The 14,044-nt window shown below is 58.1% G+C and carries 14 protein-coding genes; 5 read left to right on the top strand and 9 right to left on the bottom strand.

Translation table 11 applies throughout. From position 1 onward, the window contains the following. Positions 1–60 precede the first annotated feature (60 nt). The 3 genes from ybaK to copA form a co-directional block, all read right to left on the bottom strand. A complete protein-coding gene (gene ybaK, locus H2Z33_RS02335) occupies positions 61–540 on the bottom strand; it encodes a Cys-tRNA(Pro)/Cys-tRNA(Cys) deacylase YbaK (RefSeq protein ID WP_010428207.1) in 480 nt (159 codons plus the stop codon). A 198-nt stretch (positions 541–738) separates the two neighbouring features. Next, positions 739–1,533 carry a TraB/GumN family protein gene (locus tag H2Z33_RS02330; protein WP_063134756.1) on the bottom strand — a complete coding sequence of 265 codons (795 nt, stop codon included), beginning with the start codon at positions 1,531–1,533 and terminating at the stop codon, positions 739–741. A gap of 50 nt (positions 1,534–1,583) precedes the next feature. Continuing rightward, positions 1,584–4,082 (bottom strand): copper-exporting P-type ATPase CopA, encoded by a 2,499-nt coding sequence (gene copA, locus H2Z33_RS02325; RefSeq protein ID WP_063134757.1) that lies wholly within the window; start codon positions 4,080–4,082, stop codon positions 1,584–1,586. A 108-nt stretch (positions 4,083–4,190) separates the two neighbouring features. Between copA and cueR the strand changes: the two genes are divergently transcribed. Continuing rightward, the gene (gene cueR / locus H2Z33_RS02320; protein ID WP_017383222.1) at positions 4,191–4,601 is read left to right on the top strand and encodes a Cu(I)-responsive transcriptional regulator; all 411 of its coding nucleotides are present in this window, start codon (positions 4,191–4,193) and stop codon (positions 4,599–4,601) included. Here cueR and H2Z33_RS02315 read toward each other — a convergent pair. The 3 genes from H2Z33_RS02315 to H2Z33_RS02305 form a co-directional block, all read right to left on the bottom strand. Further along, positions 4,598–5,050 (bottom strand): NfeD family protein, encoded by a 453-nt coding sequence (locus tag H2Z33_RS02315; RefSeq protein ID WP_015571238.1) that lies wholly within the window; start codon positions 5,048–5,050, stop codon positions 4,598–4,600. The two genes, cueR and H2Z33_RS02315, sit on opposite strands and share 4 nt — an antisense overlap. Further along, entirely contained in the window at positions 5,047–5,961 is a 915-nt protein-coding gene (locus H2Z33_RS02310; protein WP_003858941.1) for an SPFH domain-containing protein, read from the bottom strand. Before H2Z33_RS02310 ends, H2Z33_RS02315 begins: the two co-directional genes overlap by 4 nt. A gap of 154 nt (positions 5,962–6,115) precedes the next feature. Continuing rightward, positions 6,116–6,970 carry a hypothetical protein gene (locus H2Z33_RS02305; protein ID WP_015571236.1) on the bottom strand — a complete coding sequence of 285 codons (855 nt, stop codon included), beginning with the start codon at positions 6,968–6,970 and terminating at the stop codon, positions 6,116–6,118. Positions 6,971–7,112: 142 nt separating this feature from the next. Here H2Z33_RS02305 and fetA point away from each other — a divergent pair, with 142 nt between their 5' ends. Both fetA and fetB read left to right on the top strand, forming a co-directional pair. Next, positions 7,113–7,784, top strand: coding sequence for an iron efflux ABC transporter ATP-binding subunit FetA (gene fetA, locus H2Z33_RS02300; protein WP_063134758.1), 672 nt, complete (start codon positions 7,113–7,115; stop codon positions 7,782–7,784). After that, entirely contained in the window at positions 7,777–8,559 is a 783-nt protein-coding gene (gene fetB / locus H2Z33_RS02295) for an iron efflux ABC transporter permease subunit FetB (RefSeq protein ID WP_017383223.1), read from the top strand. Before fetA ends, fetB begins: the two co-directional genes overlap by 8 nt. A gap of 51 nt (positions 8,560–8,610) precedes the next feature. Here the strand turns inward: fetB and H2Z33_RS02290 are convergent, their stop codons facing one another. The 3 genes from H2Z33_RS02290 to tesA are packed head-to-tail and all read right to left on the bottom strand — an operon-like array spanning position 8,611 to position 10,946. Further along, positions 8,611–9,465, bottom strand: a complete 855-nt coding sequence (locus tag H2Z33_RS02290; RefSeq protein WP_017383224.1) for a co-chaperone YbbN — start codon at positions 9,463–9,465, stop codon at positions 8,611–8,613. Between the two features lie 58 nt (positions 9,466–9,523). Continuing rightward, positions 9,524–10,333, bottom strand: a complete 810-nt coding sequence (locus tag H2Z33_RS02285) for an SDR family oxidoreductase (protein WP_006809829.1) — start codon at positions 10,331–10,333, stop codon at positions 9,524–9,526. Then, the gene (gene tesA / locus H2Z33_RS02280; protein ID WP_003858933.1) at positions 10,314–10,946 is read right to left on the bottom strand and encodes a multifunctional acyl-CoA thioesterase I/protease I/lysophospholipase L1; all 633 of its coding nucleotides are present in this window, start codon (positions 10,944–10,946) and stop codon (positions 10,314–10,316) included. The genes H2Z33_RS02285 and tesA overlap by 20 nt, the downstream gene beginning before the upstream one ends. Between tesA and ybbA the strand changes: the two genes are divergently transcribed. Further along, the gene (gene ybbA, locus H2Z33_RS02275) at positions 10,917–11,603 is read left to right on the top strand and encodes a putative ABC transporter ATP-binding protein YbbA (protein ID WP_063134759.1); all 687 of its coding nucleotides are present in this window, start codon (positions 10,917–10,919) and stop codon (positions 11,601–11,603) included. The two genes, tesA and ybbA, sit on opposite strands and share 30 nt — an antisense overlap. After that, positions 11,600–14,014: a putative ABC transporter permease subunit YbbP gene (gene ybbP / locus H2Z33_RS02270; RefSeq protein WP_063134760.1), complete on the top strand. Its 2,415-nt coding sequence runs from the start codon at positions 11,600–11,602 to the stop codon at positions 14,012–14,014. The genes ybbA and ybbP overlap by 4 nt, the downstream gene beginning before the upstream one ends. The last annotated feature ends 30 nt before the right edge of the window (positions 14,015–14,044 follow it).

Raw genomic sequence — 14,044 nt, 5'->3', positions numbered from 1 at the left:
CTTACCCGGCCTACATTCGAATCGTAGGCCCGGTAAGCGCAGCGCCACCGGGCAATTTTCTCAATCCCGGCGCGCAATATCCGCAAATTTCGCGTCCAGCATTTTCGCCAGATCGCCTGCGGCCAGTTCGATATCCAGCCCGCGTTTGCCGCCAGAAATATAGATCGTCTCAAATTCCTGCGAAGGCGCATCGATCAGCGTCGGCAGACGCTTTTTCTGGCCGAGCGGGCTGATCCCGCCGACCAGATAACCCGTTGTGCGTTGCGCAACCATCGGGTCAGCCATATCGACCTTTTTCGCTCCCAGCGCTTTGGCCACTTTCTTCAGATCAAGCTGTCCGGCGACGGGCGTCACTGCCACGGCGAGGTGCTTCATATCGCCGTTCACCGCGACCAGCAGCGTTTTGTAGACCTGGTCCGCGTTCAGCCCCAGCTTGCGCACCACTTCATCACCAAAGTTGGTTTCGTTCGGATCGTGATCGTAGGTGTGGATCCGGAAAGAAATTTTGTTTTTTTCGAGTAATTTAACGGCGGGAGTCATGGCTATCCTTCTTACGACAGACGATTCATACCAGCAGCATACGCCTGACGTTTGTCTAAAAAATAGCACCATCTTGCGCAATAGTATTGGCAGTGATGGTTACTTTGAGCGACAATCGGCGTAGCCGAAGGTCACTTCGGTATAATAAAAACGATGAAATTCCTCTTTGACGGGCCAATAGAGATATTGGCCATTTTTTTATTTCAGCAGCGACGGCAAATTCCCTTCTCCGTACAAATGCAACGCGCCAACCGCGACAACATAACGACCGGCAGGCAGGGCATATAGTGTCTCCCGCCACGCCTGGTTGCGCGCGTTCATCAGCACATCATACAACGATTCACTGAACGTCGACGGTAACGCCAGCTTACCGTCTGCGGGCGGCGCATCCAGCCACCAGCCAATCATCGTTTGCAGCAGACGCGCGTTGGTGTGCCAGTGGGTCAGGGTATCATCCAGCAGCATCAGGCCGTCATCGGGAAGCTGGCGAAGAAGCGCAATCTGGCTGTCCGTGCCTTCCAGTTCAATGACGGACAGGTTGCGCGCCCTTGCCGCATTCAGCAGTTGATAATCGATACCGTAATCGCCGCGCAGCCCCAGGCGTTGCGCCTGGGTGGCCTGTAGCACCATGGCAATTTGCCACAGGGGCAGAGTGTCGAGCATTGAGAGCGAGACGCCGGTCTCATCCGCAAGACGGGTAAGCTTAGCCAGCTGCGTCTCGTTAAGACGTTCCGCCAGGGTGCGATCGCTTTCCAGCCCGGCAAACGGCGATTCATGGCCGGAGATGTCGGCTTCGACGATCAGCGCGTCGGCGCGCTTCAGCAGTTTAATCAGGCCGGAGGGCAGGGGGGACATGTCCTGCGTGCCCATATGAATGCTTCCCACCAGGTGCAGATGCTGCCCGCCCGGAAGCGAAATATCCATACCGGGCCAGGCATAACGGCGGGGAAAAAGGGCGCGAAACGATGTTTTTAGACGATTAAACAGACCCATACGCGCTCCATGATCGGAAAGGTTCATGCTAGCGCGTACGGGTACAAGGTTCAATCCTTCGGTTTAAACCGCAGCAGACGGTTAGCGTTGCTCACCACGGTAATTGACGAGAGCGCCATCGCCGCACCCGCAACAACCGGGTTCAGCAGGGTACCGGTCAGCGGCCACAAAATCCCGGCGGCAATCGGAATGCCGAGCGAGTTATAGACGAAGGCCCCCAGCAGGTTCTGCTTCATGTTGCGCAACGTGGCTTTCGAAATCGCCAGCGCATCCGCCACCCCCATCAGGCTGTGGCGCATCAGGGTGATCGCCGCGGTTTCAATGGCGACATCGCTCCCGCCGCCCATCGCAATGCCTACGTCAGCCTGCGCCAGCGCCGGGGCGTCGTTGATGCCGTCGCCCACCATCGCCACCTGGCGACCCTGACTTTGCAGGTTCTTGATGGCGTCCGCTTTGCCGTCCGGCAGCACGCCCGCGATCACCTCATCAATACCGGCTTCTTTCGCAATGGCGTTGGCGGTGGTCGGGTTGTCCCCGGTCAGCATCACCAGACGATAGCCCGCGCGGTGCAGGCGCTGTAAGGCATCTACGCTGTCCTGGCGTAACGGATCGCGCACGGCCAGCAGCGCCGCCACCTGACCATCCCTCGCCAGCAGAACCGGCGTCGCGCCCTGAGAGGCCTGCGCGTTTAGCTCTGCGTCCAGCGCGGACGTATCAACGCCGTGTTCAGTCAGCAGTGCCTGGTTGCCCAGCAGCAGCGTATGGCCTTCTGCTTCACCGCTGACCCCTAAACCGCGCAGGGTGCGGAAGTTGCTGACCTGCGGCAGACGGCCATCACCGGCTTTCTCCAGGATGGCGCGCGCCAGCGGGTGGCTGGAACCTTGTTCCAGCGCGGCGGCAAGGCGCAGGGCGTCCGTCTCCGTACAGCCAACGGTACTGACGGCCACCACCTGCGGTTTGCCCTCGGTGAGCGTGCCGGTTTTATCAAAGACAAGGGTGTCCAGCGTGCTTGCCCGTTGCAGGGCGTCAGCATCACGGACCAGTACGCCAAATTCGGCGGCGCGTCCGACGCCAGAGATAATCGACATCGGCGTGGCCAGGCCAAGGGCACAAGGGCAGGCGATGATCAGCACCGTGGTGGCGATCACCAGGGTGTAGACAATCTGCGGCGCCGGGCCGAAGAAATACCAGATCGCCGCGCTCAGCAGAGCAATACCGACGACCACCGGCACAAAAATGGCGGAGATTTTATCGGCAAGCTGACCAATCTCCGGCTTACTGCTCTGCGCCTGGCGGACCATGCGAATGATGCGTGACAGCGTGGTATGGCTCCCGACCGCGCTGGCGCGGAACAGTACGCTGCCGTCCTGTACCACCGTACCCGCATGCACCGCATCGCCCTGAGATTTCTGCTGGGGTATCGGCTCGCCGGTCAGCATCGCTTCATCCAGCCAGGCATCGCCCTGGGTGATTTCACCGTCGACGGGCACGCGGTCGCCGGTGGTCAGGCGCAGCGTCATTCCCGGCTGTACCTCTGAGAGCGGAACGCTTTTTTCCCCGTCGTCCGTGACCACGCGGGCCGTCGGCGGGGTTAAATCGAGTAATCTTTCCAGCGCTTTCGACGAGCGCTGACGCGCGCGGGCTTCGAGCATATGGCCTAAGTTAATCAGACCGATAATCATCGCACTCGCTTCATAATAGAGATGGCGCGCCTCCATCGGGAACCACTGCGGCCAGACGTTCACGCTCATCGAATACAGCCACGCCGCGCCGGTACCGAGCGCGACCAGCGTGTCCATCGTCGCGGTGCGGTTTTTCAGGCTCTTCCAGGCGCTGGTATAGAAATGTCCGCCAGCAAACACCATCACCGCAAGGGTAATCAGACCAATCACCAGCCACAGGGTGCGGTTGTCAGCGGTGACCATCATGTTGTCACCCATCATGCCCCACACCATCACCGGAATACCGACCAGCAGGGCGACAATCGCCTGCCAGCGGAAACGCTTCATAGTGGCGACAGCCGTTTCCTGCTGGCGCTCGCGGCGCTCGGCATCATCTTCGATGGCCTCCGCCCCGTAGCCCGCTTTCTCCACGGCCTTCACTAACTCTGCGGCGGAGGCGCTGCCCATCACCAGCGCAGTACGCTCCGCCAGGTTTACCCGTGCCTGTGCGACGCCCGGTACCGCCTGTAAGGCGTTTTGTACCCGGGAGACGCAGCTGGCGCAGCTCATGCCGTTGATCAGCAGCTGTTGGCTGTCATCAATGTCATCAGCTACCGGAAGCTCAGGAGTGGCCGCTGTCAGTGCTTCCGACGGGGATGATGACTCTGCCAGCGGTTTAGCCTTTGGGTGGCTTAACTCCGCCCCGTAACCGGCCTGTTTAATGGTATCAATCAGCGCGTCGGCGCTGGCGCTGCCGGTCACGGCGGCATGATCGATAGTCACCTCAGCGCTTTCCACGTCAGGACGCTGCTCCAGGCTTTCTTTAACGCGTTTGACACAGTGGCCGCAGGAGAGGCCGTCCAGTGTCAGGTCAATAGTGTGAGACATAACAAAACTCCCGTATAATGTTCTGGTCAATTGTTGACCTTCACTCTGCTTTTCGCTAACTGTTATGAAGGTTAAACCTTCCATCAAGGGGAAGGTCAAGGGGGAAATGTGAATATCAGCGATGTTGCGAAAAAAACCGGCTTAACCAGCAAAGCGATTCGCTTTTATGAGGAAAAAGGGCTGGTGACGCCACCGTTGCGCAGTGAGAACGGCTACCGCAGCTATACGCAGCTGCATCTTGATGAACTGACGTTACTGCGCCAGGCAAGACAGGTAGGATTTAACCTTGAAGAGTGCGGCGAGCTGGTTAACCTGTTTAACGATCCGAAACGCCACAGTGCCGACGTGAAAAAACGTACGCTGGAAAAAGTGGCGGAGATCGAACGCCATATCATCGAATTACAGGCGATGCGTGAGCAACTGTTACAGCTGGCAGAATCCTGCCCGGGAGATGACAGCGCCGAGTGCCCGATTATCGACAATCTTTCCGGCTGCTGCCACCGTAAAACCCACGCCTAACAGGCTTTAACCCGCAGGGTAATGCCTTCCACCGCAATGACCTCAACCCGCGTGCCGGCGCTGAGGTCATCGTCGGCCACCACCGGCCACGAACTGTCCCCCACGCGCATATGACCGCGTCCGTTGATCAGCGCGTTATCAAGCGTAAAGCGTCTACCCACGATCTGCTGCCCACGCTGGTTGAGGTGCGCGTCGACCGGCTTCTGCGCCTTCACCCGTTTGTTCAGCCAGCGCCACCACAGCCAGGCGGCCAGCAGCGTCAGCACGGCAAACAGCGCGCCCTGCCACTCCCAGCCGACAGGCAGCAGCCAGACGACCAGCCCGGTAATCACCGCGGCAACCCCGCTCCACAGCAGATAACCGTTGCCGCCAAGCATCTCGGCGGCCAGCAGTAAGCCGCCAAGGCTTAGCCAGAACGCATGAGGATGTGCAACGATGAGCTCTATCATTTTTTACGCTCGTTTCCGCCGTCTTTGATCAACTCGGCAATTCCGGCGATAGATCCCATCAGACTGCTGGCATCCAGCGGCATCATTACCACCTTGCTGTTGTTCGCGGAGCCGATCTCCTTCAGCGCATCGGTATATTTTTGCGCGACGAAGTAGTTCACGGCCTGGATATCCCCGGCGGCAATCGCCTCGGAGACCATTTGCGTCGCGCGGGCTTCCGCTTCTGCCGAACGTTCACGCGCTTCCGCCTGGAGGAAGGCAGACTGACGGTCGCCCTCGGCTTTCAGGATCTGCGACTGTTTTTCCCCTTCCGCTTTCAGGATTTCAGCCTGACGCACCCCTTCGGCTTCAAGAATATAGGCACGCTTGGTACGCTCGGCCTTCATCTGCGCGTTCATGGAAGCAATCAGCTCTGCCGGTGGGCGCACGTCGCGGATCTCAATGCGTGTCACTTTGATCCCCCACGGATTGGTGGCTTCATCCACAATGTGCAGCAGGCGGGTATTTATGCTGTCGCGCTGGGAGAGCATTTCGTCCAGCTCCATTGAGCCAAGCACGGTACGGATGTTGGTCATGGTCAGGTTGACGATCGCCAGCTCCAGGTTGCTCACCTCATAGGCCGCTTTCGGCGCATCAATCACCTGAATAAAGCACACCGCATCGATGGTGACGTTGGCGTTATCCTTGGAGATGACTTCCTGGGAAGGGATATCCAGCACCTGCTCCATCATATTGATCTTACGCCCAATTCTGTCCATGAACGGGACGATCAGGCTTAAACCCGGCTGAAGAGTATTGGTGTAGCGACCGAAGCGTTCGACGGTCCACTGGTAACCCTGCGGGACAATTTTGACGCCTGCGCCCACGATAACCAGCGCAACGAATATAAGGACAGGAACAACGATGAGCATAAAAACCTCCTGTTTTGCATGCCGTAACGAGAAAAACTGCGTATTTGTTGAACGTAAGTATATCGGCTAACGAACAGGATTTCGCCCCTGTAAAGAGGTGGGAACCGGACTGGCAGAAATAAAACGCCCCGTTCGGGATGCGGGGCGCAAAGCGTTACTTTTCAGACCAGGTATAGCTGAAGTCAGTGATAAACCCATCCCCGGCGTCAGCGATAGCTTTTGATAAGCCCTGATAGTATTTTTCCAGGCCGATGGCCTCTATCTGCTGGATCTGCTCGCGAACGGGAGCGCAGAACAATACCGCATTGCCCGCCCCGACACGTTTGTTGTTCGGCGGCAGATCGCCGGTAATCGCCTTAAACCAGGTTCTGATCCCTTGCTTTAAGCTGTGCGGCGCTTTTGTAAGATCCTCCTGGCCGGTCAGCACCTGTAGGGTAGGGAATTCATTAGCATTGACGGCGGTTTTCATACGCGCAAAGAACGCGGTAAAAAGCTCAAAAGAGCCGAGATCCGTGACGCGAGGCTTGGTGGTTTTTCCGTTTTTATTGCCCATTTTTCCGGCAGGGGCTGTAGGCGCCGGAACCACATTGACCTTATGCAGATCCAGACCAAACAGCAGATTGCAGTGCGCCCGGCGCTCTTTAAGCGGGTAGGACATCAGCACGTCAATAAACGCCGTCGCCTTCACATCGGCCAGATCATGGTTAATCAGCCATTGCGAGCGGGCAAATTCCGCGGGGGAAACGAACCAGTCCGGCACCTCAGTAAAGCGTCTGGATTTACCCTTGCCGTCAAACTCGAGAAAGTACGCTCCATCATCGAATGCAAAATAGCAGTTTTTAAAGCTACCGATTGTGGTGTTAACGATGAGCGCCTTCTTAACAAAATCGACCACCTCTGCACCCATGACAAAACGCGTGAGTTCAGAAGAATTGATGACTTCCATTAATGTTTCCACATCAGGAACACCAGGCTTCAGGGAAGAGAACTCATAAAAGATATGTGTCATGTTGCTGACTTCCTGTAGTTATAGAGGTGACAATTAGCGAGCAAAAAGTTTAACACTTGCTATACGTTAAGGCTATTCGCGCTGCGTAGCGGAAAGGATTATGCTAAAGGCTGTTCTTATTACAGCGGTTAATGGAATCGGAATGAATAATAAAAAAAATCTTCTGGATATCACGGATGTTGGCTTTCGTGTGGGTGATAACACCATCCTTCAGCACGTTGATTTTTGTCTCTCTCCGGGCGAATTTAAACTGATAACTGGCCCCTCCGGCTGCGGCAAAAGCACCCTCCTGAAAATCGTGGCTTCGCTACTGAGCCCAACGGAGGGAACCATCCTGTTTGCAGGAAAAGATATCGCCACGCTTTCACCGGAAAGCTATCGCCAGCAGGTGTCATACTGCGTGCAAACGCCGTCCCTGTTTGGCGACACGGTGTACGACAATCTGGTTTTCCCCTGGCACATCCGCAACCAAACGCCTGATCCGAAAAAGTTTACCGACGATCTGACCCGGTTCGGGCTTTCGCCGGAGACGCTGACCAAATCGATCGCCGAACTGTCGGGAGGGGAAAAGCAGCGCGTCTCGCTGATCCGTAACCTGCAATTCTTGCCGAAGGCGCTGTTGCTGGACGAAATCACCAGCGCGCTGGATGACGCTAACAAGCGCAACGTCAATGACATTATCCATCGCTACGCCCGGGAGCAGAATATTGCCGTGCTGTGGGTGACGCATGATTCAAATGAAATTACCCATGCGGATGATGTCATCACGCTCAGGCCGCAGGGCGGGAAAATGGAGGAGGCTCATCGTGGGTGAACATAACATAACCAACGAATCGCTGGCGCTGTCGATGGTCCTGGTGCTGGTGGCGATTGTGGTCAGCTACCGGGAAAAGCTGGGGCTGGAAAAAGATATTCTTTGGAGTATCGCCCGCGCGGTCATTCAGCTCATCATCGTCGGCTATGTGCTGAAATACATCTTCAACGTCAATCATGCCGTGCTGACCCTGTTGATGGTGCTGTTTATCTGCTTTAACGCGGCATGGAACGCGCAGAAACGCAGTAAATACATCGATAAAGCGTTCATTTCGTCGTTGATCGCCATCACTACCGGGACCGCGTTAACGCTGGCGGTACTGGTACTCTCCGGCTCGATAGAATTTACGCCGATGCAGGTGATCCCCATTTCCGGGATGATTGCGGGCAATGCGATGGTGGCGGTCGGGTTGTGCTACAACAATCTGGGGCAACGGTTCAGCAGTGAACAGCAGCAGCTTCAGGAGAAGCTAAGCCTGGGCGCGACGCCGAAGGTGGCCTCTGCGCGGTTGATCCGCGACAGCATTCGCTCTTCGCTGATCCCAACGGTGGATTCCGCCAAAACGGTGGGTCTGGTGAGCCTGCCGGGCATGATGTCGGGGCTGATTTTTGCCGGTATCGATCCGGTAAAAGCGATTAAGTACCAGATTATGGTGACGTTTATGCTGCTCTCTACGGCGAGCCTGTCCACCATCATTGCCTGCTACCTGACCTATCGGAAGTTTTACAACGCGCGCCACCAGCTGGTGGTGACGCAGTTGAAAAAGACGGGGTAATATCGGCTTTTGTAGGCCCGGTAAGCGTTAGCGCCACCGGGCATTTTTTTACTAGTAGAGCAACGCGTACAGCTGACGACGATATTTCGACGCCAGCGCGTCACCGGTACCCAGCGCGGCCAGGATCTCCTGGAACATCTTCCGCGCCTGTCCGTCTGCGGCGCCCAGGTCCTTCTGAAGATGGCTAAACAGCAGCTCCAGCGCCTCTTCGTTACGCCCCACCTGATGAAGCTGAAGCGCCAGCTGGCTTGCCAGCGCGGCATCCTGCGGGTTGTCCGCAACCTGCTGCTGAAGCTGTTGAATTTCAGGGGTATCGGCCGCCTGTTTCAGCAGGTCAATCTGCGCCACCAGACCCTGATAACGGGTATCCTGATCCTGCATCGGCACCGTTTTCAGCACGGCTTCCGCGTCTTCAGGGCGGTGCAGCGCAATCTGGGTCTCTGCCAGCAGCAGACCAATCTGGCTGTTCTGGTTCGACAGCTGCCACGCGTCTTTTAACAGCGGCAGCGCCTCGTCGTACTTGCCTTCCTGCATCAGCGCCATGGCTTCCTGCGCTTTCAGCTCTTCTTCGCGCGGCAGAACTTTATCCAGCAGGGCGCGGATCGCCTCTTCCGGCTGCGGCCCCTGGAAGCCATCCACCGGCTGACCGTTCTGGAACAGATAGACGGTTGGGATCGCGCGCAGGCCAAACTGGGAAGCCACCATTGGTTCGGCGTCACAATCCAGCTTCGCCAGAATGAACTGACCGTTGTACTGCGCGGCAAGGCTTTCCAGGACCGGCGTCAGTTGCAGGCAGTGTTGGCTGCGTTCAGACCAGAAGTAGAACAGCACCGGTTTAATCATTGACTGTTCGAGCGTCTGTTGCAGGTTAGCTTCAGTTATGTTGACGATATTCTGTACGGACATGCGGCATTCTCTTTTATCGGTTTACTCTTTACATGGGGGTAAGCGTCGTCGCTTCAACTCAACCCTGCAAAATTTTGTCCATCATCCGCCCCGGCAGCAGGCGTTTCAACCAGCCGACGGCATGGGTTACCAGCGTGACCGGATAGCGCATTTTAGGGGTATCGCTCTCAAACGCGTGGCGCACTTTGGCAACGACGGCTTCTGGCCCAAGCGTAAAACGCGCCGCGATGCCGGGGTTTTCGACCGGTTTGTCCGCCTGCGTCTGGTTAACGTTTTCCGTAAAGCGGGTGCGGATCGGGCCCGGTTCAATCAGGCTGACCTTAATACCGCTGTGGCGCAGCTCCATGCGCAACGCATCGGACCAGGCTTCAAGCGCATATTTACTGGCGGCGTAAGCCCCGCGGCCCGGCGTGGAGATCAGGCCCATGACCGAGGAGGTCATCACGATGCGCCCTTCGCCGTGCGGCAGCATGGCGGGGAGAAGGCGCATGGTAAGCTGATGCGCCCCGAAAAAGTTTGCGGAGAACTGCTGCTCCAGCTGTTCCCGTGAGAGAGTCTGTAGCGGGCCGTACACGCCGTAGCCCGCATTGTTGAACAGACCGTAAAGACGGTTGTTGGTCAGGGCGATAACCTCATCGGCGGCCTGCTCTACGCTCTCTGGCGAATCAAGATCCAGCAGAATGCCGGTAAATCCCAGCCCTCGCATGCGTTCGACATCCTCGGGTTTGCGGCAGGCTGCCAGTACCCAAAACCCCTGACGTTTCAGTTCAAGGGCGCTTTCAAGGCCAATTCCGCTGGAACATCCTGTTATTAAGACCGATTTTTGCATAACTTTACCTGTCAGGTTCTCAGCTGTTTGACGAGTCATGTTTTACTAAAGGAGCCAGCCGGGTTGCCATCCAGTCGGCAATGAACGGCTGGGCATCGCGATTGGGGTGAATGCCATCATCCTGCATCCACTGGGGTTTCAGATAGACCTCTTCCATGAAAAATGGCAGCAGCGGAATATCAAACTCTTTGGCAAGCTTAGGATAGATCGCGCTAAACGCCTCATTATACCGACGGCCGTAGTTGGCGGGCAGGCGAATTTGCATCAGCAGCGGCTGGGCATTGGCGGCCTTAATGGTCTGCAAAATGGTCCGCAGCGTTTGCTCCGTTTGCTGAGGCTGGAAGCCGCGCAAACCATCATTACCGCCCAGTTCAACCAGCACCCAACGCGGTTGATGCTGCTTAAGCAGGGCAGGCAGGCGCGATAAGCCTTGCTGCGACGTATCGCCGCTGATGCTGCCGTTCACGACAGACGCCCGGGACTGCCATTTATCATTGAGCAGGGCGGGCCAGGCCGCACTGGCGGCCATACGATAGCCCGCGCTCAGGCTGTCGCCCAGAATCAATAACGTGTCCGCAGCCGCCGCGCGGAAGGTCATCAGCATCAAAAACAGGAAGGGCAAATGCCAGCGGAAAACATTGTTGAAGTTCATCGTCTTAAGAAGTCCGTCGGTCAGGGAGAACACGAGCTTTCCATCCTCACCGGAGTTGAACTCGTTGTCAAACGTGCCGAAACCATCGCCCTGATTGGTGAATCCGGTTCCGGTAAGTCCACGCTGCTGGCCATTCTCGCCGGTCTGGACGATGGCAGCAGTGGGGAAGTGAACCTGGTCGGCCAGCTCCTCCACGCGCTTGATGAAGAGGCCCGCGCCGCGCTGCGTGCCCGGCATATCGGGTTTGTCTTTCAGTCATTCATGCTGATCCCGACGCTGAACGCGCTGGAAAACGTTGAGCTGCCCGGCCTGCTGCGTGGTGACAATACTCGTGAAAGCCGCGATCACGCCAAGGCGTTGCTGGAACAGCTGGGGCTGGGAAAACGTCTCGACCATCTTCCGGCACAGCTTTCCGGCGGTGAGCAGCAGCGCGTGGCGCTGGCGCGGGCGTTTAACGGGCGCCCTGAAGTGCTGTTTGCCGATGAACCCACTGGTAACCTTGACCGTAAAACCGGAGACAAGATTGCCGATCTGCTGTTTTCCCTCAACCGCGAGCACGGCACCACGCTGATTCTGGTTACCCACGATCCGCAGCTGGCCGCCCGCTGCGACCGCCGCCTGCGGCTGGTGAACGGTATTCTTCAGGAGGAAGCATGATTGCCCGCTGGTTCTGGCGCGAGTGGCGCTCGCCCTCGCTGCTGATTGTCTGGCTGGCGTTGAGCCTGGCGGTGGCCTGCGTGCTGGCGCTCGGCAGCGTCAGCGATCGTATGGAGAAAGGGCTTAGCCAGCAGAGTCGGGAATTTATGGCCGGGGACCGGGCTCTGCAAAGTTCTCGCCCCGTGCCGCCGGGCTGGATTGAGGAAGCGCGCAAAGAGGGGCTGAAGGTAGGGGAGCAGATCACCTTTCAGACTATGACCTTTGCGGGCGACACGCCGCAGCTTGCCAGCGTAAAAGCCGTGGGTGACATCTACCCGATGTATGGTGACTTACAAACCAGCCCGCCGGGGCTAAAACCGACGGCCGGTACGGTCCTGCTGGCATCGCGACTGATGGCGCTGCTGAACCTGAAACCCGGCGACAGTATCGACGTCGGCGACGCGACACTCAAAATTGCCGGGGAAGTAGTGCAGGAGCCCGACTCCGGATTTAATCCGTTCCAGCTTGCGCCGCGCCTGCTGATGAACACCGCTGATGTGGCGAAAACCAACGCCGTCCAGCCGGGAAGCCGTGTCACCTGGCGGTATAAGTTTGGCGGGACGCCTGCTCAGCTGGAGGCGTACGAAAAATGGCTCCTGCCGCAGCTCAAGCCGGAACACCGCTGGTACGGGCTGGAGCAGGATGACGGGGCGCTCGGCAAATCCCTCGAACGTTCCCAGCAGTTCCTGCTGCTGTCGGCGCTGTTAACCTTGCTGCTTGCCATTGCGGCGGTTGCCGTGGCGATGGGGCACTACTGCCGCAGCCGTTACGATCTGGTGGCGATCCTCAAAACCCTCGGCGCGGGCCGCGCGCAGCTGCGCAAGCTGATTGTCGGCCAGTGGCTAATGGTGCTGGCGCTGTCGGCTCTGACCGGCGGGGCGATAGGGCTGCTGTTTGAAAAGCTGCTGATGGTGCTGCTCAAACCGGTACTCCCCGCCGCATTACCGCCTGCCAGCCTCTGGCCGTGGCTGTGGGCCATCGGCGCGATGACGACGATCTCCCTGCTGGTGGGGTTACGCCCGTACCGGCTGCTTCTCGCCACCCAGCCGCTGCGCGTGCTGCGCCGCGATGTGGTGGCCAGCGTCTGGCCGCTGAAGTTCTATCTGCCGGTGATTATTGCGGTGGCGGTCGGGCTGTTGGCCTGGCTGATGGGCGGCAGTACGCTGCTGTGGGCGGTGCTGGCGGGTGCGGTGGTGCTGGCGCTGCTGTGCGGCGTAGTGGGCTGGATACTGCTTAATGTCCTGAGAAAGCTGACAGTTAAATCACTCCCCATACGGTTAGCGGTTAACCGACTGCTGCACCAGCCGTGGTCTACCCTCAGCCAGCTCTCGGCATTTTCGCTGTCTTTTATGCTGCTGGCGCTTCTGCTGGTACTGCGCGGTGATCTGCTGGATCGCTGGCAGCAGCAGCTTCCGCCGGAAAGCCCGAACTATTTCCTGATCAACATTGCTCCCGAACAGGTGACGCCGCTGAAGGGTTTCCTGTCTGAGCATCACATTATTCCGGAATCGTTCTATCCGATCGTGCGCGCCCGCCTGACGCAGATCAACGGCCAGTCGACGGAGGGAAATAAGGATGAATCGCTCAATCGCGAACTCAACCTGACCTGGCAGGCGAAACGTCCGGACCATAACCCGATCGTTGCCGGCACCTGGCCGCCGAAAGCGGGGGAAGTGTCGATGGAGGAGGGGCTGGCGACACGCCTGAACGTGAACCTCGGCGACAGCGTGACCTTCACCGGTGATACCCAGGATTTCACCGCCAAAGTTACCAGCCTGCGTAAGGTGGACTGGGAAAGCCTGCGACCAAACTTCTTCTTCATCTTCCCGCCGGGTGCGCTGGACGGACAGCCCCAGAGCTGGCTCACCAGCTTCCGCTGGGAAAACGGCAACGGCATGCTGACGCAGCTTAACCGGGAATTTCCGACGGTGAGCCTGCTGGATATCGGCGCGATCCTCAAACAGGTCGGGCAGGTGCTGGAGCAGGTGAGCCGCGCGCTGGAGGTGATGGTAGTGCTGGTGACCGTCTGCGGCGTGCTGTTGCTGCTGGCGCAGGTGCAGGTGGGCATGCGTCAGCGTCATCAGGAGCTGGTGGTCTACCGCACGCTGGGAGCCAGTAAACGGCTGCTGCGCGCCACGCTGTGGAGCGAATTTGCCCTGCTCGGGCTGGTGGCGGGCCTGGTGGCGGCCATCGGAGCGGAAACCGCGCTGGCGGTACTCCAGAGCAAAGTCTTCGACTTCCCGTGGGAGCCCGACTGGCGGCTGTGGTTAACGCTGCCCGTCTGCGGCGCCGTGCTGCTGTCCCTGTGCGGCGGCTGGCTCGGAACCCGGCTGTTGAAAGGTAAAGCGCTATTCCGCCAGTTTGTCAGCTAGTTTACTGACGTGATGATGACGCACCGGCAT

The sequence above is a fragment of the Enterobacter sp. YSU genome (genome assembly GCF_016082135.1).
Taxonomy (GTDB): Bacteria; Pseudomonadota; Gammaproteobacteria; order Enterobacterales; family Enterobacteriaceae; genus Enterobacter; species Enterobacter hormaechei_C.
This window is presented reverse-complemented; position numbering and strand designations above follow the sequence as displayed.

What these genes read in the sequence shown, in the direction of transcription:
- H2Z33_RS02290 (WP_017383224.1), bottom strand. Translation starts at nt 9,465, where the DNA reads ATGTCCGTACAGAATATCGTCAACATAACTGAAGCTAACCTGCAACAG.
- H2Z33_RS02310 (WP_003858941.1), bottom strand. Translation starts at nt 5,961, where the DNA reads ATGCTCATCGTTGTTCCTGTCCTTATATTCGTTGCGCTGGTTATCGTG.
- H2Z33_RS02285 (WP_006809829.1), bottom strand. Translation starts at nt 10,333, where the DNA reads ATGACTCGTCAAACAGCTGAGAACCTGACAGGTAAAGTTATGCAAAAA.
- ybbP (WP_063134760.1), top strand. Translation starts at nt 11,600, where the DNA reads ATGATTGCCCGCTGGTTCTGGCGCGAGTGGCGCTCGCCCTCGCTGCTG.
- tesA (WP_003858933.1), bottom strand. Translation starts at nt 10,946, where the DNA reads ATGAACTTCAACAATGTTTTCCGCTGGCATTTGCCCTTCCTGTTTTTG.
- H2Z33_RS02305 (WP_015571236.1), bottom strand. Translation starts at nt 6,970, where the DNA reads ATGACACATATCTTTTATGAGTTCTCTTCCCTGAAGCCTGGTGTTCCT.
- H2Z33_RS02330 (WP_063134756.1), bottom strand. Translation starts at nt 1,533, where the DNA reads ATGGGTCTGTTTAATCGTCTAAAAACATCGTTTCGCGCCCTTTTTCCC.
- ybbA (WP_063134759.1), top strand. Translation starts at nt 10,917, where the DNA reads ATGCCAGCGGAAAACATTGTTGAAGTTCATCGTCTTAAGAAGTCCGTC.
- copA (WP_063134757.1), bottom strand. Translation starts at nt 4,082, where the DNA reads ATGTCTCACACTATTGACCTGACACTGGACGGCCTCTCCTGCGGCCAC.
- fetA (WP_063134758.1), top strand. Translation starts at nt 7,113, where the DNA reads ATGAATAATAAAAAAAATCTTCTGGATATCACGGATGTTGGCTTTCGT.
- H2Z33_RS02315 (WP_015571238.1), bottom strand. Translation starts at nt 5,050, where the DNA reads ATGATAGAGCTCATCGTTGCACATCCTCATGCGTTCTGGCTAAGCCTT.
- ybaK (WP_010428207.1), bottom strand. Translation starts at nt 540, where the DNA reads ATGACTCCCGCCGTTAAATTACTCGAAAAAAACAAAATTTCTTTCCGG.